The following is a 20,981-nucleotide window of genomic DNA, read 5'->3' on the forward strand; positions in this document are numbered from 1 at the left end:
ATTCGAAAATGGCTGAAGTACTCGTCCTCGTCGACCACGTCGACGGTGATGTCAAGAAGGTCACGCTCGAGCTGCTGACCGCGGCCCGCGCGCTGGGCGAGCCGTCCGCCGTGGTGGTGGGCCCGACCGGCACCGCCGCCAAGGCCAAGGACGCGCTCGCCGGCCACGGCGCCGCCAAGGTGTACGTCGCCGAGGGTGACGCCGCTACCGGCTTCCTGGTGACCCCGAAGGTGGACGTGCTGGCGAAGCTCGCCGAGCAGGTCTCGCCGGCGGCCGTGCTCGTAGCGGCCAGCGCCGAGGGCAAGGAGGTGGCCGCTCGCGTCGCCGTCCGGCTCGGCTCCGGCCTGCTGTACGACGCCGTGGGCGTGAACGCCGACGGCTCCGTGGACCAGTCCATCTTCGGTGGCGCGTTCTCGGTGAAGTCCAAGTCCGCCAAGGGCTCCCCGGTGATCTCGGTGCGTCCGGGCGCCGTCGAGGCCGAGGCGGCCGAGGGCGCGGCGGCGGAGGAGACCGTCGAGCTCCCGGAGCAGGACCCGGCGAAGTCCGCCAAGGTGACCGGCGTCGAGCCGCTCGTCGGCGGCGACCGGCCGGAGCTCACCGAGGCGTCGATCGTCGTCTCCGGTGGCCGTGGTGTCGGCTCGGCGGAGAAGTTCGACGTCGTCGAGAAGCTGGCCGACTCGCTCGGCGCGGCCGTGGGCGCCTCCCGCGCGGCGGTCGACTCCGGCTACTACCCGGCGCAGTTCCAGGTGGGCCAGACCGGCAAGACCGTGTCGCCGCAGCTGTACATCGCGCTCGGCATCTCCGGCGCGATCCAGCACCGCGCCGGCATGCAGACGTCGAAGACGATCATCGCCGTCAACAAGGACGCCGAGGCCCCGATCTTCGAGATCGCCGACTTCGGCATCGTGGGCGACCTGTTCAACGTCGCGCCGCAGCTGACCGAGGCCGTCGAGAAGCGCAAGGGCTGACGTTTTCCCGCTCCGAAGGCCGCCAGGGCCCGCCCTGGCGGCCTTCGGCGTTTCCGGGCCGGGGGAGAAAACCCTCAATTAACTCAACGTGCACTGATCGGTCATCGATTCGCACTCTCCGCGGTTTCCGGGCGGCGGGTAAACCTTGACCATGACGTCGTCACAGCTCCTCGTCAGCACTGATCAGGCCGGTGCCGAGCTTCCGGCAGACGCACCGCGCTACTCCCTCCTTGTCGCCCACGGGAACCAAGAAGTGGTCGCCGCGCAGAAGCTGCGGTACGAGGTCTTCGCCGAGGAAATGGGCGCGCACCTCAATTCCCCGGAACCCGGTCTGGACGTCGACCACTTCGACGAGTTCTGCGACCACCTCGTGGTGCGCGACGACCGGACCGGCGAGATCGTCGGCTGCTACCGGATGCTGCCGCCGGAGCGCGCCGCGCAGGCCGGAAGCCTGTACTCCGACAGCGAATTCGACCTGACGGCGCTCACGGGCCTGCGCCCGTCGCTCGTCGAGACCGGCCGCTCGTGCGTGCACCCGGACCACCGCAGCGGCGCCGTCGTCAGCCTGGTGTGGGCCGGGATCGCGCGCTACATGCTGCTTTCGGGCCACCGCTACCTCGCCGGCTGCGCCTCCGTCCCGCTGACGGGCAGCGGCAGCTACGCCGCGGGCGTCTGGGACCTGGTGCGCGCCAAGCACTATTCGGACGAGACCACTCGCGTGTCGCCGCTGCACCCGTGGCAGGTCGACGGCGTCGAGCGCCCGGACCGCGCGGTGCTGCCGCCGCTGATCAAGGGCTACCTGCGGCTGGGCGCGAAGGTCTGCGGCCCGCCCGCGCTCGACGCGGACTTCGGCGTCGCGGACTTCTTCGTGCTGCTCGACCTGCACCAGGTGGACGAGCGGTACCTCAAGTTCTTCCTCGGGGTCCAGTCGTGAGCCACGCCTGGATGCCGACGTCGCCGTGCGGCGACGGCTGCCTCACCGAGGACGGGCCGACGGTCGCCTTCCCGCGCCGGGTGCTGCGGTTCGGCTGCGCGATTTCGGTAGTGGTGGCGGCCTTGCTGACGGCGCCGCTGCTGCTCGTGCTGCGCGGCCGGGGCCGGGAACTGCTGGTGCGCACCATCTTCCGCGCCGTGCTGCGGTCCTTCGGGGTGAAGCTGGCCGTGCACGGCGGCACGGACTTCCTCGCCGCGCCCGCCGGCCGCGGCGCGCTGGTGGTGAACAACCACATCTCGTGGCTGGACATCGTCGCGATCAACGCGCTGCGCCCGATGCGCGCCCTCGCGAAGGTCGAGATCGGCGGCTGGCCGGTCCTGGGCACGCTGGTCCGCCGCGGCGGCAGCATCTTCCTGGACCGCACTCGCCTGCGGACGCTGCCCGGCACGATGACGGAACTCGCGGACGCACTGCGCTCCGGCTCGCTCGTCAACGTCACCCCGGAGGGCACCACGTGGTGCGGCCTGGCCTCCGGCCGCTTCACGACGGCCACCTTCCAGGCCGCCATCGACGGCGGCGTGCCCGTCCGCCCGGTCGCGCTGCGCTATCGCCTGTCGGACGGCCGCGAGACCAGCCGCCCGGCATTCGTCGGCCCGGAGTCGCTCATCGCGTCGCTGCGCCGCGTGGCCGCGCTCCGCGGGCTGGTCCTGGAGGTCCACGTCTGCCCGGAGATCGCCCCGGGCCGCGCCGAAGACCGGCGATCGCTGGCCGAACTGGCGGAGGCCTCGGTGCACTCGGCGCTCGGAACGGTCCGAATCCCGCCGCAACGCCGTCGCCTGGTGGCGACGACCGGTCCGGCCACCCTGCGCGTGGTGGGTTCGGTGGTTGCTCCTGCGGCTACGTCGGTTACCCACTCGACCGTCCGGGTGGCGGTTGCTCCGGCGGTTGGTCCGGACACCACTCCTACTGTCTGACCGGCGGGCCTGTGTGTCCAGGCGGTCTGTCTCGCCTCACCCAGCGGCATGCGTGACCGGCGGCCTGACTCAGCGGCCCGCGTGACCTAGCGGCCTCTGCGTGACCTAGCGGCCCGCGTGACTGGCGGTTTGTCTGACCGGCGGTCCACCCGGCACTCCATCCGGTGGTCGGTTCAGTCGCTCCCGTGCGCACCCCGTCGGGCGGCCCTCCCACATCCCACAATCCGTCCGCCTGCCCGGCCGTTCACCGAGGCCCCGTTCTGCCTGCGGTCCCGCCGCCCGGCCGAATCCTCGTTCGGCCGGGCGAGCCGTCCCCGGCGTCGGCGTGGTCAGGAAACGGCGAGAGTGATCTTCCCGCCCGGGTGCCCGTCCTGGCTCTCGCGCAGGGCCGCGGCCGCGTCGGCCAGGGGGTAGCTCTTCCCGTGGGCGATCTGCAGCCCACGCTGGACGTGCTCCAGGAGCGTGTCCAGCACCTCCGTGCGCGGTCCGTTGTCGTCACGGCCGCTGGAGAACGTCAGGCCGAGCTGGAACGCGGCAGGGTCCGCGATGGTGACCAGTCGCTCCTTCGAACCGAGCAGTTCGACGGAATCCGGCAGCACGCCGTGGCCGGAAGCGTCGAAGACGGCGTCGACGGGACGGTCCGTCGCCTCGCGGACGCGTTCGGGCCAGCCGTCGCCGTACAGGACCGGGATCGCGCCGAGCGCCTTGACCTCGTCGAGGTTGCGCTGGCCGGCGGTGCCGAGGACGGTCGCGCCGAGGGCGACGGCCGCCTGCGTCGCGAACCGTCCGACGGCGCCGCTCGCGCCATGGATCAAGAGCACCTCGCCGGACTTGACGCCGAGCAGGCCGAGCACGCGCAACGCCGTTTCGCCGGCCACCGGCAACGCGACGGCGTCCGCCCAGGACAGGCTCGACGGCTTACGCGTGACCTCCTCGGCCAGCGCGTAATCGGCGTACGCGCCAGTGGCCGACCAACCGAAGACCTCGTCGCCGACGGCGAAGGCCGCGCCGTCACCGGCCGCGTCGACGACCCCGGCCACCTCCATGCCCGGGATCTGTTCGCCGTCCGGTTTCTTGTCCTCGCTCATGCCGCCGCTGAGGATCTTCCAATCGATGGGGTTCACGCCGGCCGCGCGGACGGCGACGCGGACCTGGCCGGGGCCGGGTTCGGGCGCCGGTACCTCGCTCAGCCGCAGGACTTCCGGCCCGCCGTACTCGGCGAAGGTGATGGCTCGCATGGGGGTTCGTACTCTCCTTCGGTTCAGGACGCTTCGGTCGAACGTCCTGCCTAGAGTCAACTGCTCCCGGCCGCCAGCCGAACCGCTCGGACGAGCAGTGTTCACTAGCCGGACGAGTAGCCGGGCGCACCGCGCACGCCCTTACTGTGGACGTATGGACGAATCCTGGTCCGATCCAGCTCATGTGCTCGACGTTGTCACGCGCATCATCTCGGCGCCCCGGCCCGAGCTGCTGCCCCGGTTCTCGCGTGAGCTCGCGGCCGTGCTGCCGCACCGTGCGGCGGCCATGCAGACCGGCGACTGCCCGCACAGCCCGTTCAAGGTCACCGGCGATACGACCGTGACGGATGCCGTGACCAGCACCGAGCTGGAACACCTCGCCGACCTGGGCGTTGTGGGTGAGGCGGCGGTCGTCGAGGGGGTGCTGGCGGGCGTCGAGCGGACGTTGGTCCTGCTGACCTCGCGGCCGGCGGTCGGCAACGGGGCGATGTTTGTCGTGGTTCCGGAGGGTGACCTCCCGTCGGCGCGTGAGCTCGACCTCGCCGCCCGTCTGTGGCACCTGTCCTGCACGGACGCCGGCCAGCGGGCCGCTGACCCGGGCCCCGACGTGCTTGCCACGAGCCTCGCCGCGGCGACCGCACGCGCCCAGACCGTGACGGACCTCGGCCAAACGCACGCGGCGACGCTCGTCGCGCTGCTTTCGGTCCTCCGCTCCGGCCGGCTCGGCGACAGCGCCGCCCGTCAGACCGCGACGGACCTGGCTGCTCGCGCCCTCGTTGACCTCCGTGCGGTGACGGAACGTGATCAAGTGTTGTCGGCGGAGTCCGCTCGCGCTGCGTTCACGGTGCTCTCGGAGCAGCTCGCGCCCATCGTCGGCCACGCTGATGTCGCGGTGGACCTGGTCGGCCCGGTCGAGGACCGCCGGCTGCCGCAGGACATCGCGCACACCGCCCGGACGGTGACGCGTGGCCTGGTCATCGCCGCGCTCGACCGCCCGGGCACGGCCCGTGTCCGTGCCTCCTGGCGCTTCGACGGCCCAGCCCTCCGCATCACCGTCCGCGACGACGGCCCGGACGCCCCCGACGTCGTCGTCGCCCCGGGCCTCACCGAGCGCATCACCCCACTCGGCGGCCACTGGGAGGTCGACACCGTCCCCGGCTGGGGCACGACGATCACCGCCGCTCTGCCGCTGACCACCGCCGATCCGCCCGAGCTGCGTCCGCTGGACCGGCTGAACGCGCGTGAGCTGGAGGTGCTCGCGGGCATCTCGGAGGGGCTGCGCAACCGCCAGATCGCCGGTCGGCTGCAGCTGAGCGAGCACACGGTGAAGTTCCACGTGCGCAACCTGCTGGAAAAACTGGAGGTCACCTCCCGCGGCCAGGCCGCCGCCCTCGCCCACGACCTGCGACTGGAGCCGGTCGCGGTGCACCGGACGGCGTGAGTGCACCGGACGGCGTGAGGCCTGCTGCTGGTCGCTGCGCCGCGGAACCTCTGCGTGCGTGGCCCCGGGCGGCTGCTTCGTAACCCCGCTCCACGCGCTGGCTACAGGGCTTGTGACTGGCTTTCGGCTTCCGGCGCGTCAGACCTGCGCGGGTCCTGCTCTTCGCTCGACTTGCCGGTCAAATGGCAGGATTCTCTACGCGCCGGACCACGTCGCGCTGGGCGCTGATTTGTTCCGCCGCACCACTGGGGAGGTCACTCCAGCTGCTGTGCCGCGAAGCCGCTGTCCTGTGTAACCCGCTGTCTCCCAAGATCACCCGCACCACGCTCACCCTTAGGTCGCGTCACGCCACCTGAGCCGTCCCCCTGGCCGACGCCCGTCCAGGTCAAAACCAAGCGCACGGATATTTGCCGAGCGACAGAAGCCACCCCTCCACCGCCCATTTCCGCGATACAGCCCTTGCCCACGGAACAAACCGGATCACCTCAGCCCGCTAGCCCACCCGGCGCATTGACCTTCACCGCACTGGAGGTTGCACGCTGACGATCATGACCCGGACGACCACCGCCCCGCCCCGAAGAAGCGTCCTGTGGAGCCGCGAGCATCGGCTCACCACGATCGGTCTGTTGCTGGTGGTCACGCTGGTCGCGTTCGAGAACATGGGCGTGGCCACCGCGATGCCGACTCTCGTCGCGGACCTGCACGGCCTCGCGCTCTACTCGTGGCCGTTCACCACGTTCCTGATCGCCAGCGTGGTGGCGACGGTCCTGTCCGGCCGCATGGGTGACCGCCGTGGCCCGGTTCCCGCGCTGATGGCCGGACCGGTGCTCTTCGCCGCCGGCCTGCTCGTCGCCGGCACGGCCAACGGGATGCCCATGCTGCTGGCCGGCCGCGCGCTGCAGGGCCTCGGCTCCGGTTTCCTGCTGGTCGCGGTGTCGCTGCTGATCGCCGCGACGTTCACTGACCGTGAACGCCCGGTCATCTACGCCGCCAACGCCGCGGCCTGGGTCTTGCCCGCCGTGGTCGGCCCGTTCGTCGCGGGCCTGATCACCGTCAGCATCGGCTGGCGGTGGGTGTTCCTCGGTCTGAGCCCGCTGGTCGCGATCGGGGTGGCCCTGCTCGTCGTCGTGGCCCGCCGCCTGCCCGCACACGTGCCGACGGCTACGGCCCGACGCGCCGGTGTGGTCCCCGCCGTGGTCGCCGCGCTGGGTGTCGCGGCCCTGAGCTGGGCCGCCCAGCATCCGTCACCGGTTGCCATCGCCTACGGCGCCGTGGGCCTCGTCGCCCTGGCTGCCGCCTTGAGGAAGCTCCTCCCCGCCGGCACGCTGACCGCTCGTCCTGGCCTGCCGACCGTCATTGCCTCCCGGGCTCTGCTTTCCGGCGCCTACGCAGGCATGGAGGCCTACCTGCCGCTCACTATGAGCGCCGTCCACGGCTACGGTCCCGCGCTGGCCGGCCTGCCCCTGACGATCACCGCGCTGGGCTGGTCGGCGGGGTCGGCGCTGCAGGGCCGATTCCTCGACTGGTCCCGCGAAGCGTCCCTGCGCACCGGCTTCGCGTTGGTCGCGGCGAGCCTGGTCGGTTTCGTGCTGGTGTCGCAGCCCTGGTTCCCGGCCTGGCTCGCGTTCGTGATCTGCGCGGTCGGCGGCGCGGGCATGGGCATCGCGATGCCGGCGATCTCCGTCCTATTGCTCAGGTACTCGCCCGAGGGCGAACGTGGCTTCAACACCTCCGCCATGCAGCTCGCGGACTGGGTCGGCTCGGCCCTTTTGATCGGCCTCGGCGGCGTGCTCCTCGCCGTGGTCGCGTCCGCCGTCCACCCTTCAGCGGCGATGGCGATCCTCGGCGCTGCTCTCGTCCTGCTCACCTCGCTGGGAGTTCGCCTGACCAGCCGTTGGCCGCGGAAGGTGTGACAGGCCACTTCGGCGGCCAGGGTGGGCTTCGTCACCGGCTGGAGCGGACTACCCTGAAGGGGCGATGACCTATCTCGACCATGCGGCGACCACTCCGATGTTGCCCGAAGCCGTGGCGGCGATGACTGAGGCACTGTCCACCGTGGGCAATGCCTCCGCGTTGCATTCCTCAGGACGGCGAGCGCGCCGGGTGGTCGAAGAGTCCCGCGAGGTTATAGCGGCCGCCCTCAGCGCCCGTCCCTCCGAGGTGATCTTCACCGGCGGCGGCACGGAGAGTGACAACCTTGCGGTCAAGGGCATCTTCTGGGCCCGCCACGGCGAGCAGCCCGAGCGCCGCCGCATCCTGTGCGGTGCCGTAGAGCACCACGCCGTCCTGGATACCGTCGAGTGGCTCGAGGCCGAGTGTGGCGCCGAGATCACCTGGCTCGAGGTCGACACCCAGGGCCGGGTCTCGCCGGACACCCTCCGCGCCGCCATTGGCTCGGCGCCCGAGACAGTCGCCCTCGCAACGGTGATGTGGGCCAACAACGAGGTCGGCACCATCAACCCCATCACCGAGTTGGCCGCTGTATGCGCCGAGTTCGGCATCCCGCTGCACACCGACGCAGTCCAGGCGGTCGGCGCCGTCCCTGTCGACTTCGCGGAGAGCGGCGCGGCCGCGCTGACCCTCACCGGCCACAAGCTCGGCGGCCCGTACGGCGTCGGCGCACTCCTTCTCGGCCGCGACACCGCGTGCGTACCGGTACTCCACGGAGGCGGCCAGGAGCGGAGCGTTCGCTCTGGCACCCTCGACGTCCCGGCGATCGCCAGTTTCGCGGTGGCAGTCCGAGCGAGCGTCGAAGCCCGCGGGGAGTACGCGGCCCGTGTCGAGAAGCTTCGCGACGAGCTGATCGAAGCTGTCCTCCGTGAGGTGCCGGACGCCATCCTCAACGGCGGTTCCGGTGACCGGTTGCCCGGACATGCCCACTTCACCTTCCCCGGCTCCGCCGGCGACAGCCTCCTGATGCTGCTGGACGCCAAGGGAATCGAATGCTCCACCGGCTCCGCGTGCACCGCCGGCGTCGCCCAGCCCAGCCACGTGCTGCTCGCCATGGGCGCCGACGCGGCCGCCGCGCGGGGCTCCCTCCGATTTTCGCTTGGCCACACGTCGACACTGGATGATGTGACGGCACTCGCGCGCGAGATCGGCGGAGTCGTCGCGCGGGCCCGGCAGGCGGGACTCGCCGGCATGCGCAAGCAGACCCAGAAGCAAGAGGTGTAAGCAATGCGGGTACTGGCCGCTATGAGCGGAGGAGTGGATTCGGCGGTCGCAGCCGCGCGTGCGGTCGACGCCGGGCACGACGTCGTCGGTGTGCACCTGGCACTGTCCGCCAAACCCGGCACGCTGAGGACGGGTTCTCGCGGGTGCTGCACCATCGAGGATTCGCACGATGCCCGCCGCGCTGCCGACATCATGGGCATTCCCTTCTACATCTGGGACTTCGCCGAGCGCTTCACCGAAGAGGTCGTCGAGACCTTCGTCGGCGAGTACGCCGCCGGCCGTACCCCGAACCCTTGCGTCACATGCAACGAAAAGATCAAGTTCGAGGCGCTGCTGGAAAAGGCGATGGCGCTCGGCTTCGATGCTGTAGCGACTGGCCACTACGCCCGCCTTGCCGTTGTGGACGGCGAACCGAAGCTTCGGCGCAGCGCGGACGAGGGCAAGGATCAGTCGTACGTGCTGGCCTCATTGACCCCGGAGCAACTTAGCCACGCCATGTTCCCCCTCGGCGACTCGTGGAAGTCCGAGGTGCGAGCGGAGGCTGAGCAGCGTGGGCTTTCTGTGGCGAACAAGCCGGACAGCCACGATATCTGCTTCATCCCCGACGGCGACACGAAGAAGTTCCTCGAGAACCGGCTCGGACAGCGGCCCGGGGAACTGGTTGACGCAGAGACCGGCGCCGTGCTGGGGCAGCACACGGGTGTGCACGGTTTCACGGTCGGACAGCGTAAGGGGCTGGGCATCGAAGCTCCGGCGTCAGATGGGCGTCCGCGGTATGTCCTTTCGCTCGAGCCGGTTTCGGGCACGGTGAAGGTCGGCTCGTCCGCTGAGCTCGGGATCGATGCGATCGAAGCTGACCGGGCGATTTGGCCCAGTGGCCAGGCGCTCGACGGTCCGACCGAGTGCGTCGTCCAGGTGCGAGCGCACGGAGGCATCGCCGAGGCGGTCGCGGAGACCGAGGGTGAGCGGGTCAGCATCCAGCTGCGCGAGCCGTTGCGCGGCGTCGCCCCGGGGCAGGTTGTCGTCCTCTACCGGCCCGACAGTGAGTCCGGCGACCTCGTACTGGGCAGCGCGAAGATTTCCAGCACGCGCTGATTAGCCAGCCCGGCGATTAGGCGCCCAGCCTTGTCTCCCCGAGCTGTTCGGAGCTGGGCCGCGGCTCGTGCAGCGGCCGCGGGATGCTTTCGACTGTCTGCCCGGTCGGCGTGGTGACCACGAGTTTCCCGTCAGCGCGCACCTTGTACTCCCAATCGACGCGGTTCTTGAGACGCCGGTGCCGAAGGCAGTAGCTCAACGTGCTGTCGGCGTCGGACCCAGGCTTGGCCGATTCCGCCGCGGTGTTTTCAGTCGCGCATCCCTGCGCCGGCCGTGAGCAGCCGGGGTGACGGCACTCGCGGTCTCGGATTCGTGCGAATTCGCTGACGTTGACGCTTGGCCGATAGCGGAACTTGCCGACCTCGATGACCTGTCCGTTGAGCGGGTCGGTGATGAGCCGTCGCAACGTGGTGTCCGGTCCGGTCGCGATGTGGCGGGCGATCTCGGCCGGGACGTTCCCGTGGCCGGCCAGCTCGGCAGGGCTGTCGTTGAGACCGAGGTAGGTCTGCAGATCGACGTAGAGATAGACCTCCGTCCGTTCGCTGGTGCCACCCTTTCCGGTGAGCAACAGGTCGAGCGCGACGTCCGTGCGGAGCTGGTCGAGGGTGCGCTTCTCGTTGCCCGTCTGGAGTGAGCGCGCGATCTTGTCGATACGTAGGTAGGCGGCGTTGGCCTTCTCAGCTGGTGCGTTGTCGACGGACAGATGCGCAACACCGTCATCCTGTTGGTGCAGCGCGACCCTGCGTTCGCTTCGCCTCCGTAGGGCACGGTTCGCCGCGCCTTCCGGATCGGCCTTCATAGCGGCGTACGTGGTGGCCTTGCGAATCTGAGTGGGGTTCTTGTCCGAAAGCCTTCCTTCGAGGACGATGTCGACGAGCCGCGCGTTGTGGTCCGACAACCACAGCGTGCCGTCGGTGACCTTCATGGCGCGGTAGAGATCCAGGGATCCGTTGTCCATCAAGCGAAACGTCCGTGGGAGGCGGTTGGTCAGGGCTTCCGCCGCGGAGATCATCGCGCCGGCCCGGTTGTCGGTGATGCACAGGGCCAACGCTATTTCGGCGGCGAGTTCGCGGTGGTCCGCTCTTCGTCTCCGCAAGCCGGCCAGGCAATGGAGCTGCAGTGCCTGCAGGCGCGCTATCTCCGAGCTCGCGCTTCGGGCGACCTGCATGAGCTGTTCCGGATGTAGGTGCTCGAACATGTCGAGGTTCGTCTGCATCGCGCGTAGCAGGAAGGCCAGATCGGTTGTTTCGGTGGTCTTTTCGGTGCCGGTCTTCGGCAGTTCCGGGTGGTTCATGTCGGCGACCATACGCACGACTCGGCGCGTTGGCACGAAAAGAATGGCACGAAAGGTCCCCTCGTGACATTCCCTTGTCGTCGCCCCGCGGTTCTGGCACGGTGGAGATTCGGGGCGAGATTGTTGTCCTAAGTGGATGAATGAGGAGGTTGGAGGTTCAGCTTGAAGCCAGTGTGGCTCGCGACGAAGCCGAGTCGCTCGTAGAACTTGTGCGCGCCGGTGCGCGATGTGTCCGAGGTGAGTTGGACGAGCGCGCAGCCGCGGCGCGTTGCCTCGTCGATCGCCCATCGCATCAGGTCGCCGCCGAGGCCGGCGCTTCGATGATCGCGGCGGACGCGTACAGCTTCGACCTGGCCGCGTAGCGCGCCGCTTCGGGCGAGGCCGGGGATGATCGTCAGTTGCAGAGTCCCGACTGGTTCGTCGTCCGAGGCCGCGACAACCAGGAGTTGATTGGGATCCGCGTCGATGGCTTGGAAAGCCCGCAAGTACGGATAGAGGTCGGCGGTCGAATCCCGGGTGGCGCCGATCTGGTCGTCGACGAGCATCCGGACGATCGCCTCGATGTCGTCGCGGCGGGCCTTCCTGATTTCGATGTCGGACATGGAGGCCAGTATTCCAGCGATCGGGTGAACCGTTGGTAGGCGAGGTCGAAGCCGAAGCGCGCAGCGGTTCGTGAGTCCGGGGTGTGAGGCCGGATTCCAGGTGCGGCCGCTGGCAGCTGCGTCGGCGTACTTGGTCGATCACCCAGGCGAACAGGGTTGTGGTCACTCCGCGGCGAATCGCGCACTCGTTCCGGGTGACCGCGCGCCGCGCCTTGTCGGGTCGTGAAGCACCGGTCGGCTGGCCGGTGCGGAGCTTTCTCGTTGCAGCCTTCGGCGACGATGAGAGAGACCTTGGCCCGTCTTCGAGTGCCGCGGATGTTTCTCGAAGAACGTCCGGACGATCGCTGTTGAGCGTCTCGGTGTTGTCTGGGCAGATTTGCTCTGATCGTCAGTACGGCGTCGATCGTCCAACGCTGTTCGTCGCTGAATGGCGACTGCGCTCATGGCAGCTGTGGATGTGCTCGGCAGGGCTCGCGCGACTACGTGGTCTTGTAGTGGCGAACCCCGTCGACCTGCTGGGCAACGAGCTTGTTCTGCGAGACGAGGAGGTCGAGGTGAGCGCTGGTTTCCAGGACGGCCAGCATCTGGTTGAAGGCATCCATTTCGGACAGTTTCCGGCCTCGCCGCGTCCAGCCCAGCCGGTTCGCGGTGTCGTACGCGGTGGTGGCCCCGGCTTCCACCTGGGCGGCCATCGTCTCGAGACGTTGCCGGTGGTGTTCGAGGAGCTCGTCGATCCGGGTGTGCACGCTGTCGGAGACCGGGCCGTGGGCGGGCAGCATGCGTTGGTCGGGGAGTGCGCGGACGAGCTTCAGCGAGTCGAGGTAGTCGTTCAGCGGCAACTCGGCGGGGACCGGCTGGAAGCCGATCGACGGGGTGATGTGGGGGAGCACGTGGTCGCCGGAGAAGAGCAGGCCGGCGGCACCGTCGACGAAGACCACGTGGCCGCTGGTGTGGCCGGGGGTCTGGACCACGTCGAGCTCACGGTTCGGCAGCACGGCGCGGCGGCCAGGGGTGAGCCACTCGTCGGGGTCTTCCCACAGGTGCGCCTCTGTGTGGCGTAGCGAGCCGCCGAACAGCTGCCCGAGGGCGGTCATGACGGCGTCGGCTCCGCTGCGGCGAAGCAGATCGATCTGGGCCTGCATCGGGAACTGGTCCGGGTTGGCCGAAGCCTTCAGGGATGGTTCTTCCAGCTGGCCCAAGGAGATCTTGTTGCCGAACTCCCGCCGTAGGGCCACTGCCTGCGTGTAGTGGTCACGGTGGACGTGGGTGATCAGGAATTCGCGCACGTCGCCGAGTTCGGCGCCGATGCCCTTGAGCGCGTCGGCGAGCAGCTGGCGGGCTTCGGTGAGGGCCCAGCCGGAATCGATGAGGACGAGGTTCGTGCCGTCGGTGATGGCGTAGACGTTGACCGCGCGGAGGGCGTCGTTCGGCAACGGCAGCGGGATGCGGTAGACGCCGGCGGCCACTTCGTAGACGCCAGGCTCTGCCCAGTTCCGGCTGCTGTCTTCGGGCAACGGCTCCACGGCGACCTCCGTCCGGACAGGACTCCACTGTCCCGGCCTTTTCCTCACATTGGGCCGTTATCGCCCCGGTGTCCACCTGACCGGGATGAGAGACCGGTCACTCGGTCAGGTGATGGCCCGGGCGAGTGCGGTGTCGATCGTGAGGGTGGTCGCGACCACCATGCTGGCCAGCGGTTCCGGCAGCTGGCGCGGGATTTCGACGACGTAGGTGTGCGCGGGCAGGCTGTTCGCCGGTTCGGGAGGTGGTTGCCGGACGCGGGCGACCTCGGTGTTCGCCTGGTTCTTGATCGCGATGTCGCCCGTGCGCCAGTCCGCGGCGATGACCGTGCCGATGGTGCTTCCGCCGACGACGAACGTGAAGCGGGACTCCCCGGCGGCGGGTTCGCGGAGGATCTCGCCGATCGGCGTCTCGTCGGCGCGGGTCACCAGGAAGCGGGGGCGCGGGTCCTTCGCCGGCCTCGCCACTTTCAGGACGGTGCTGTGGTTGGCGTCGCGGACCTCGAACTTGTGGGTGACGTACTGGTCGTACTTCGGCAGCAGGCGCGCGGCCTTGTGCAGGAAGCCCTGGCTGACGTCGGCGACGCCGCCGACGCGGGTGCCGTGCTGGTCGAAGACGCCGTACTCCTCGGCCGTCTCGAAGGTCTCGGGCCGGCGGCTGACCACCAGTACCGGCTCGGTGAAGAGGGTGCCGCCGTAGGAGCGGCCGGGCGAGCGCCGCTCGGGGATCCGTGGCTCGCCGTCCCACCGGTGGGGCCGATCGGGATTCACCTCGTCGGGGAACCTGCCCGGCGGTGGCGGCGCGGAACTCGTCATGGCAGTCCAGGGTATCTCGGTCCTCGCGAATTCGGTGCTGGCAAAGGGATATGCGGCGAATGTCCGGCTACTGCCCGTGCTCGCGAGCGGCCCGGTGGGGCCCACCGCGGCCGGCTCGGCGAGAATCCCCGTCGTGACTGAACGAGCTTGGCCTGCGGGCGCTGCCACCGCGATCGGCTCGATGCCGGGGATGGACCCGGTCGAAGCGGCCGCGGTGGTGTTCGGCGAGCTGCCCGACTTCCCGCACGTGCCCGAGCTCCCGGCGCGCGGCGTCGGCGCGGACATCCTCGGCCGCACCGCCGCCCTGCTCGTCGACCTCGCCGTCGAGGTTGTGCCCAGCGGCTATCGCGTCGCCGCGCATCCCGGGCACGAGCACCGCCGCGGACGCGACCTGCTGCAGTGGGACCTCGACGCGATCCAGGAGGCCAAAGAGAAAGCCGGCGTCACGCCGCCCGTGATCAAGACGCAGATCGCCGGCCCGTGGACCCTCGCGGCGGGCATCGAACTGCCCCGCGGGCATCGCGTCCTCACCGACCGCGGCGCGTTGCGGGACTTCACGTCGTCGCTGCTTGACGGCCTGGCCCAGCACGTCCGCGAGCTGACGGCGCGGACCGGGGCGCCCGTCGTCGTGCAGCTCGACGAGCCATCGCTGCCCGCCGTGCTCGCCGGTGGCCTTTCGACGCCGTCCGGCTACGGCAACGTTTCGGCCGTGCCCGAGCCGGCGGCGCGGGACCTGCTGTCGACGGTGATCGACGGCATCCACCGCATTACCGACCAGCCCGTGGTCGTGCACTGCTGCGCGCCCAGGCCGCCGATCTCGCTGCTCCGTGCGGCCGGCGCGGACGCGATCGCGTTCGACTTCACGCTGCTCAGCGGCTCGTCCGCCGCCTTCCTGGACGAGATCGGCGAGGCGTGGGACAGCGGCACCGCCCTGTTCCTCGGCCTCGTGCCGGCGACGGACCCGGGCGCGCCGCTGACCCTGCGCGAGGTCGCCGCGCCCGCGTTCAAACTCGTCGACCGCCTCGGCTTCAGCCGGGACATCCTGGCCGAGCGCGCCGTCCCGACGCCCACGTGCGGGATGGCGGGCGCGACGCCGGAGTGGATGCGCACCGCGCTCGCGCTGGTCCGCGACGTCGGGAAGGCGTTCCTGGAGCCGCCCGAGACCTGGTGAGCGTCAGCCGGGAGTGATCACGCAGGAGTCGAAGCGCGCGCTGAAGCCCGGTCCTTGCGGCGACGCCGCCATCACGCCGGCGAACACGGGCGCGTCCGGCGGGAAGTATGCCAGCCGGGCCATCCGCGTCGCCTGGGCGCCGTCGAGGCCGTACTTCACCGTCACCGTGTCCCCGGTCCGCTCGGCGGCGATCGTCACCGACGTGGGTGACGTCGGCAGCGAGACGACCGACCAGTCCGACACCTCCCGCGTCACCACGACGCTCAGCAGCTGCTCGCCGTCGACGTACTCGATGCCCGTCTTGAGCCACGTCGCCTCGTCGACGCGCAGCAGCAGGCCCGCCTGGTCGTAAAGGTGCGTGTACTCGCCGGAGAACGTCGCAGTGGCCGTGAAATCGCCGGAAACCGCGCGGCCGAGCGCGTGACCCGTGTCGCGGACGAAGCCGTAGTGCGTGGTGCGCCAGAAGTCCGTGTCCGGAGCCGTGCGGACGACCAGGTCGTCCGAAGCGGTGAAGTCCGCGGGCGGGTTCAGCCACTGCCAGCCGGTGGTGCCGAATGCGTCCATGACGCCGAGTCTGCCAACCCGCGGACGGAGGAGACGCCGAACTTGTAGCGTGTCGGGGACCGACCGAAACGGGGATTTGCCGATCATGCGCCTGTTCCGCCGCCGTCAAAGCAGCGGCTCCGACCTGCCCGACCCGCGCACGCCGTGGCCTGACCGGCCCGTGCCCGCCGACGCCGAAGCTGCGGCGGTGAAGTTCTGGCAGGCTTGGTTCGAGATGCTCCCGCTGCTCAGCGCGGCATTGGGCGACCGCGAACCGCAGCGCTTCGAGCACGACCTGTGCCTGCTGGTCGAGGCGTTGCACCCGCGGCTGCACTTCGCGCTGGAGCGTGGCCGCCGAGCGATCTACGCGCTCGTCATCAGCGGCCAGGAGGATCCGGAGCTGCGCCCGTACACCGACGCGTGGAAGGCCGCAGCCCCGCCGGACGACGCCATCTGGGAGTACCACGACTCCGTCCCGCCGGTGCCGGACCCGACCGAGGTGACGGTGAACCTTGGCGAGCACCGGATCAGCCTGGCCGACGTGCGTGTGGTGGCGCAGGTGGACGACCAGGTCGTCGACGTCGCCATCTACCACCCGATGCTGGCCGAGCTGGACGACGCGGCCCGCACCACGATGACCTTCCTCCCGCTGGACGCCACGCTGGGTGAGCGGCTGGCCGCCGAACGCCTGCGCCGCGTCGAGACCGCGTCGGCCGAGCCCGAGGGCACGATCAGCCTCTTGGAGCTCCGCGAGCTGGTCCGGGGCCTGGACGAGCGACCGGGCGAAAGTGTCGGTGCCTCCGACTAGGGTTACCACCCGTGAGCAGTGACCTTCCCCAGAACCAGCTGGCCGCCCCCGCCGAGGCGGCCGAGGACGTCACCGATGTCCCCGCCGACGTGCGTGAGCGCCACGCCGCCCTCGCCGAGGAGATCCGCGGGCACCAGTTCCAATACTACGTGCGGGACGCGCCGCTGATCTCCGACGGCCAGTTCGACGCGCTCCTGGGCGAGCTGCAGGGCATCGAGGACGAGCACCCGGCGCTGGTCACGCCGGACTCTCCGACACAGAACGTCGGCGGCACGTTCTCCACCGAGTTCACCGCGCACGATCACCTCGAGCGCATGCTGAGCCTGGACAACGTCTTCGACACCGACGAGTTCATCACCTGGGTCGAGCGCGTGGAGAAGGAGATCGGCGCCACCGAGTACCTGGCGGAGCTGAAGATCGACGGCCTGGCGATCAACCTGCTGTACGAGAACGGCAAGCTCACCCGTGGCCTCACCCGCGGCGACGGCCGCACGGGGGAGGACGTCACGCTGAACATCCGCACCCTCGAGCAGGTCCCGGACACGCTGGCCGGCTCCGACGAGTTCCCGGTGCCGGCGCTGGTCGAGGTGCGCGGCGAGGTCTATTTCCGCGTCGAGGATTTCCTGGAGCTCAACGCGAAGATGGTCGAGGCGGGCAAACCGCCTTACGCGAACCCGCGCAACACGGCCGCCGGCTCGCTGAGGCAGAAGGACCCCAAGGTCACGAAGTCCCGGCGGCTGCGGCTGATCTGCCACGGTCTCGGCAAGCGCGAGGGCTTCGAGCCGGTCACGCAGTCGCACGCGTACGACGCGCTGGCGGCGTGGGGTCTACCGGTTTCGCCGCACACGCGCGTGCTGCACACGGCCAAGGAGCTCACCGACCACATCGCGTACTGGGGCGAGCACCGGCACGACGCGGAGCACGAGATCGACGGCGTCGTGATCAAAGTCGACCAGGTCTCGTTGCAGCGCCGGCTGGGCACCACGTCGCGCGCGCCGCGGTGGGCGATCGCGTACAAGTACGCGCCGGAAGAGGCCATCACTACGCTGCTGGACATTCAGGTGGGCGTCGGCCGCACCGGGCGCGTGACGCCGTTCGCCGTCACGGAGCCGGTGAAGGTCGCGGGCTCCACAGTCGCTCGGGCCACGCTGCACAACCAGGAAGAGGTCAAGCGCAAGGGCGTCCTGATCGGCGACCGCATCGTGATCCGCAAGGCGGGCGACGTGATCCCCGAGGTGCTCGGCCCGGTCGTCGACGCGCGCACGGGCGACGAACGCGAGTTCGTCATGCCCACGGACTGCCCGGAGTGCGGCACCGAGCTCGCCTACCAGAAGGAGGGTGACAAGGACATCCGCTGTCCGAATACCCGCTTCTGCCCCGCACAGCTGCGGGAACGGCTGTTCCACCTGGCTGGGCGCGGCGCGTTCGACATCGAGGTGCTCGGCTACGAGGCGGCCGTCGCGCTGCTGGACGCGCGCGTGGTCGCGGACGAGGGCGACGTCTTCGACCTGAGCGAGGAATCGCTCGCCGAGGTGGAGCTGTTCCGCACCAAGGCGGGCGAGCTGTCGGCGAACGCGCACAAGCTGCTGTCGAACCTCGACGCGGCGAAGGATCGTCCTCTGTGGAAGGTGATCGTCGCGCTGTCGATCCGCCACGTCGGGCCCACTGCGGCGCAGGCGCTGGCGCGCGAATTCGGCTCGATCCAGCGCGTCGAGGACGCGTCGGAGGAGGAGCTCGCGGACGTCGACGGCGTCGGCCCGACCATCGCCCACGCCGTGCAGGAGTGGTTCGAGGTGGGCTGGCACCGGGAGATCGTCGAGAAGTGGCGAAACGCCGGCGTGCGGATGGAGGAGGCGCGCGACGACTCGATCCCGCGTCACCTCGAAGGGCTTTCCATCGTGGTGACCGGCTCGCTCGACGGGTTCTCCCGCGACGAGGCCAAGGAGGTCATCATGGCCCGAGGCGGTAAGGCGGCGGGCTCGGTGTCGAAGAAGACGGCGTTTGTCGTGGCGGGTGAATCGCCGGGGTCGAAGTACGAGAAGGCCGTGCAGCTGAAGGTGCCGGTACTCGACGAGGGCGGGTTCCGGGTGCTACTGGAGCGCGGGCCGGAGGCGGCGGTCGAGATGGCGTTGCCGACTGGTGACGACGAGGAGGCCGAGGCTGATTCCGGGGCTGAGCCGGGTTCCGATTCCGGTGCGGATTCGGGCCTTGAGCCGGACACGGATTCGAAGCCGGACGCGGGCTCGGAGCCCGGTTCGGCTGGAGCGGCCGCTGGAGATGCAGTCTGAGGGACGGGGCAGGGACGATGGCTGATTACGAGATCCGGCCGCCGCGCGGTGACGAGTTCGCCGCGCTGGGGGAGGTGACGGTCGAGGCCTACCAGCTCGGCGGCCTACTCGTGGAGGATGTCGGCTACGAGGACGAACTGCGCGACGTCTCCCGTCGCGCGGAGCACACCGAGTTGCTGGCCGCCGTGGACGTTTCCGGGCAACTGCTCGGCTCCGTCGCGATGGTGCACCCGGGCACGAAGTACGCGGAGATCTCGCGGCCGGGTGAGCTGGAGTTCCGGATGCTGGCGGTCGCGACCGCGGCGCAGGGGCGCGGAATCGGCGAGGCCCTGACGCGTGCCGTGCTGGGGCGCGCGAGTGAGCTGGGTGCCGGCCGGGTCGTGCTGTGCAGCCTCGACCGCATGCGGACCGCCCACCGTCTGTACGAGCGCATCGGTTTCCACCGGCTCCCGGAACGAGACTGGCAGCCGTTCCCGGATACCACGCTGATCGCATACGGCTACGACCTGTAGCGCGTTGCCGCCCCTGAGCGGCTTGGCTGCCGCTTGTCGGCAACGGCACCATCTCCTGCGCGGGGTGTCCGCTTTGCCATCTAGTGGCTACGCGTTGCCGCGATTCTGTTGCCGGCGCAGTAGCCGCCAGTTGCCGGATTGCGAGTTTCCGGCTGCTGTCGCCCCTCGTTGGCGATGCGCGAACCGTTGCCGTCCAGGAGCGACGCGCACGCAGGTACCTGAATCCCGCGTTCGTCAGCTGATGGTCATGCCACGACCTGGGTTCGCCCTCCAGCGGCGGCGACTGGCTGGCGCTTGTCGCCCAATAGTGATCGCTGGGTGCTGTTCGCCGTCCAGCGGCGAGGGCCGGGCACGCTCCTCGCCTTCCCATGACGAGGGCTGGGCACCGGTCGTCATTTGGCGGCGACGGCCGATTGGCGCCGCCGTCTTAGTGGTGGCTGCTGGCTACTGGTCGCCCTCAGCGGCGACGGCGGGGTGGCGTTGCGCTCCAGCGGCGAGCACCAGTTGGCGCGACTTTCCGGTGGTGATGACCAGCTGGCGCTCGCCGTCTGGTGACGATGGCCGATGAGCGTTCGCCTTCTGGCGGCGAAGGTCGGGTTGTCATTCGCCATTCAACGGCGATGACCAGCTGGCGCTTGTCGTCCAGTGGCGACGACCAGCAGCGGCGACGACCGGCCAGGCCCTCCACCGCCGGGTGGGCGCCCCGAATGGTGGCCGTCAGCCGTCCAAGACAACGGCGACGATGCCGGCGAAGTGGGCCAGGCGGGCGACCTCCGCGGCGCGGAAGTTCGGGCCGCCCGGGCGGGCGACGAGCAGGGCCTTGCCCGGCTTGCCGAGCGGCGTGGCCGCCAGTTCGGTGCCGAGCTCCTTCCACGTCTCCGGGATCCAGTCCTCCTCGCCGTCCAGCACGGTGGCGCGTTCCAGCGGCAGCCACGGCAGGTCGGTGAACGGGTTCTCCGGCGCGGCGCTCGACGAGGCGAGGCGGCGGGTGCCCGACTCGGCGTGCTCGACGACCACGGCCCAGCCCGCGCGGATGATCTTCGGCACGCCCTCGGCCAGCAGGTCGAGGCCGGATTTGGGCTGCGCGGCGATCTCCTCGACCAGCTCAAGCTCGCGATGCGTGTCGAGGACCCCCGCGTACGGGCGCACGGCGTCCACCTCGACGCCTTCGATGCTCTCGGCCGCCGTGATGAGCGCGTCCGGCAGACGGCCGGACGGGAGCTCCACCACGAGGTCGTCGATGGCGACCCCGCCGCCGCGTTCCACCACGTCGACGCTGAGGATGTCGGCGCCGACCGTGCCGAGCGCGGTCGCAACGGCGCCGAGGGTGCCGGGTGAGTCCGGAAGCTGGACCCGGAGCAGGAACGACACCACGCGCCCCTCTCGCCTCAAGCGTTCCAGCCTTGCCGTGGAACGCGCGTGCCGGCCGCCGATTGTGACAGACCGGGCAGTGGATGGGGACCGCTGTCCGGCGAGCGGGACACCAGCGGGGCACCCTCGCCCCGGGCCCGCCCGGCGATAACCCGGTCGAGCTCGCCGACGCCGTCACCATAGACTTGCAGCTTCCGACCGCACCCGCACAGCACAACCCGGGAGTCACCCG

The 20,981-nt window shown here is 70.0% G+C and carries 18 protein-coding genes; 11 read left to right on the plus strand and 7 right to left on the minus strand.

Going from position 1 to position 20,981, the window contains the following annotated elements; translation table 11 throughout:
- Positions 1-8 precede the first annotated feature (8 nt).
- From OG943_RS46090 to OG943_RS46100, 3 genes are all read left to right on the plus strand, one after another.
- Positions 9-968, plus strand: a complete 960-nt coding sequence (locus tag OG943_RS46090) for an electron transfer flavoprotein subunit alpha/FixB family protein (protein ID WP_328607179.1) — start codon at positions 9-11, stop codon at positions 966-968.
- A 151-nt stretch (positions 969-1,119) separates the two neighbouring features.
- Entirely contained in the window at positions 1,120-1,902 is a 783-nt protein-coding gene (locus OG943_RS46095; protein ID WP_328607180.1) for a GNAT family N-acetyltransferase, read from the plus strand.
- Positions 1,899-2,876 carry a lysophospholipid acyltransferase family protein gene (locus OG943_RS46100; RefSeq protein WP_328607181.1) on the plus strand — a complete coding sequence of 326 codons (978 nt, stop codon included), beginning with the start codon at positions 1,899-1,901 and terminating at the stop codon, positions 2,874-2,876. Before OG943_RS46095 ends, OG943_RS46100 begins: the two co-directional genes overlap by 4 nt.
- Before the next feature lie 329 nt (positions 2,877-3,205).
- Here OG943_RS46100 and OG943_RS46105 read toward each other — a convergent pair whose 3' ends face one another.
- Complete coding sequence (locus tag OG943_RS46105; protein WP_328607182.1) at positions 3,206-4,114, minus strand: NADP-dependent oxidoreductase; 909 nt, start codon at positions 4,112-4,114, stop codon at positions 3,206-3,208.
- A 154-nt stretch (positions 4,115-4,268) separates the two neighbouring features.
- Here OG943_RS46105 and OG943_RS46110 point away from each other — a divergent pair, with 154 nt between their 5' ends.
- The 4 genes from OG943_RS46110 to mnmA all read left to right on the plus strand — a co-directional run bounded on the left by OG943_RS46110 (position 4,269) and on the right by mnmA (position 9,824).
- Positions 4,269-5,555 carry a helix-turn-helix transcriptional regulator gene (locus tag OG943_RS46110; RefSeq protein ID WP_328607183.1) on the plus strand — a complete coding sequence of 429 codons (1,287 nt, stop codon included), beginning with the start codon at positions 4,269-4,271 and terminating at the stop codon, positions 5,553-5,555.
- Between the two features lie 548 nt (positions 5,556-6,103).
- Positions 6,104-7,468 carry an MFS transporter gene (locus OG943_RS46115; RefSeq protein ID WP_328607184.1) on the plus strand — a complete coding sequence of 455 codons (1,365 nt, stop codon included), beginning with the start codon at positions 6,104-6,106 and terminating at the stop codon, positions 7,466-7,468.
- A 64-nt stretch (positions 7,469-7,532) separates the two neighbouring features.
- Complete coding sequence (locus OG943_RS46120) at positions 7,533-8,729, plus strand: cysteine desulfurase family protein (protein ID WP_328607185.1); 1,197 nt, start codon at positions 7,533-7,535, stop codon at positions 8,727-8,729.
- Positions 8,730-8,732: 3 nt separating this feature from the next.
- Positions 8,733-9,824: a tRNA 2-thiouridine(34) synthase MnmA gene (gene mnmA, locus OG943_RS46125; RefSeq protein ID WP_328607186.1), complete on the plus strand. Its 1,092-nt coding sequence runs from the start codon at positions 8,733-8,735 to the stop codon at positions 9,822-9,824.
- Positions 9,825-9,840: 16 nt separating this feature from the next.
- On the opposite strand, the gene OG943_RS46130 is transcribed toward mnmA, so the two are convergent.
- From OG943_RS46130 to OG943_RS46145, 4 genes are all read right to left on the minus strand, one after another.
- Positions 9,841-11,118 (minus strand): DUF222 domain-containing protein, encoded by a 1,278-nt coding sequence (locus OG943_RS46130; RefSeq protein ID WP_328607187.1) that lies wholly within the window; start codon positions 11,116-11,118, stop codon positions 9,841-9,843.
- Between the two features lie 128 nt (positions 11,119-11,246).
- Positions 11,247-11,720, minus strand: a complete 474-nt coding sequence (locus OG943_RS46135) for a GNAT family N-acetyltransferase (RefSeq protein WP_328607188.1) — start codon at positions 11,718-11,720, stop codon at positions 11,247-11,249.
- 479 nt (positions 11,721-12,199) lie between these two features.
- Positions 12,200-13,243: an MBL fold metallo-hydrolase gene (locus tag OG943_RS46140; protein ID WP_328607189.1), complete on the minus strand. Its 1,044-nt coding sequence runs from the start codon at positions 13,241-13,243 to the stop codon at positions 12,200-12,202.
- Between the two features lie 105 nt (positions 13,244-13,348).
- Positions 13,349-14,056, minus strand: a complete 708-nt coding sequence (locus OG943_RS46145; protein WP_328607190.1) for a scramblase — start codon at positions 14,054-14,056, stop codon at positions 13,349-13,351.
- A gap of 133 nt (positions 14,057-14,189) precedes the next feature.
- On the opposite strand from OG943_RS46145, the gene OG943_RS46150 reads away from it, so the two are divergent.
- Entirely contained in the window at positions 14,190-15,227 is a 1,038-nt protein-coding gene (locus tag OG943_RS46150; protein WP_328607191.1) for a methionine synthase, read from the plus strand.
- 3 nt (positions 15,228-15,230) lie between these two features.
- On the opposite strand, the gene OG943_RS46155 is transcribed toward OG943_RS46150, so the two are convergent.
- A complete protein-coding gene (locus OG943_RS46155; protein WP_328607192.1) occupies positions 15,231-15,791 on the minus strand; it encodes a DUF1349 domain-containing protein in 561 nt (186 codons plus the stop codon).
- An 85-nt stretch (positions 15,792-15,876) separates the two neighbouring features.
- On the opposite strand from OG943_RS46155, the gene OG943_RS46160 reads away from it, so the two are divergent.
- From OG943_RS46160 to OG943_RS46170, 3 genes are read left to right on the plus strand one after another with little or no spacing between them, the layout of a single operon-like run.
- Positions 15,877-16,578 (plus strand): hypothetical protein, encoded by a 702-nt coding sequence (locus OG943_RS46160; protein WP_328607193.1) that lies wholly within the window; start codon positions 15,877-15,879, stop codon positions 16,576-16,578.
- 11 nt (positions 16,579-16,589) lie between these two features.
- Positions 16,590-18,866 (plus strand): NAD-dependent DNA ligase LigA, encoded by a 2,277-nt coding sequence (gene ligA / locus OG943_RS46165; protein WP_328607194.1) that lies wholly within the window; start codon positions 16,590-16,592, stop codon positions 18,864-18,866.
- A 17-nt stretch (positions 18,867-18,883) separates the two neighbouring features.
- Positions 18,884-19,378 (plus strand): GNAT family N-acetyltransferase, encoded by a 495-nt coding sequence (locus tag OG943_RS46170; protein WP_328607195.1) that lies wholly within the window; start codon positions 18,884-18,886, stop codon positions 19,376-19,378.
- 717 nt (positions 19,379-20,095) lie between these two features.
- On the opposite strand, the gene OG943_RS46175 is transcribed toward OG943_RS46170, so the two are convergent.
- The gene (locus tag OG943_RS46175) at positions 20,096-20,749 is read right to left on the minus strand and encodes an amino acid-binding protein (protein ID WP_328612349.1); all 654 of its coding nucleotides are present in this window, start codon (positions 20,747-20,749) and stop codon (positions 20,096-20,098) included.
- Positions 20,750-20,981 lie beyond the last annotated feature (232 nt).

Source organism: Amycolatopsis sp. NBC_00345 (genome assembly GCF_036116635.1).
Taxonomy (GTDB): Bacteria; Actinomycetota; Actinomycetes; order Mycobacteriales; family Pseudonocardiaceae; genus Amycolatopsis.

Coding starts and splice junctions, on each gene's coding strand:
- OG943_RS46090 (WP_328607179.1), top strand. CDS start 9: ATGGCTGAAGTACTCGTCCTCGTCGACCACGTCGACGGTGATGTCAAG.
- OG943_RS46095 (WP_328607180.1), top strand. CDS start 1,120: ATGACGTCGTCACAGCTCCTCGTCAGCACTGATCAGGCCGGTGCCGAG.
- OG943_RS46105 (WP_328607182.1), bottom strand. CDS start 4,114: ATGCGAGCCATCACCTTCGCCGAGTACGGCGGGCCGGAAGTCCTGCGG.
- OG943_RS46110 (WP_328607183.1), top strand. CDS start 4,269: ATGGACGAATCCTGGTCCGATCCAGCTCATGTGCTCGACGTTGTCACG.
- OG943_RS46115 (WP_328607184.1), top strand. CDS start 6,104: ATGACCCGGACGACCACCGCCCCGCCCCGAAGAAGCGTCCTGTGGAGC.
- OG943_RS46120 (WP_328607185.1), top strand. CDS start 7,533: ATGACCTATCTCGACCATGCGGCGACCACTCCGATGTTGCCCGAAGCC.
- mnmA (WP_328607186.1), top strand. CDS start 8,733: ATGCGGGTACTGGCCGCTATGAGCGGAGGAGTGGATTCGGCGGTCGCA.
- OG943_RS46130 (WP_328607187.1), bottom strand. CDS start 11,118: ATGAACCACCCGGAACTGCCGAAGACCGGCACCGAAAAGACCACCGAA.
- OG943_RS46135 (WP_328607188.1), bottom strand. CDS start 11,720: ATGTCCGACATCGAAATCAGGAAGGCCCGCCGCGACGACATCGAGGCG.
- OG943_RS46145 (WP_328607190.1), bottom strand. CDS start 14,056: ATGACGAGTTCCGCGCCGCCACCGCCGGGCAGGTTCCCCGACGAGGTG.
- OG943_RS46155 (WP_328607192.1), bottom strand. CDS start 15,791: ATGGACGCATTCGGCACCACCGGCTGGCAGTGGCTGAACCCGCCCGCG.
- OG943_RS46160 (WP_328607193.1), top strand. CDS start 15,877: ATGCGCCTGTTCCGCCGCCGTCAAAGCAGCGGCTCCGACCTGCCCGAC.
- OG943_RS46170 (WP_328607195.1), top strand. CDS start 18,884: ATGGCTGATTACGAGATCCGGCCGCCGCGCGGTGACGAGTTCGCCGCG.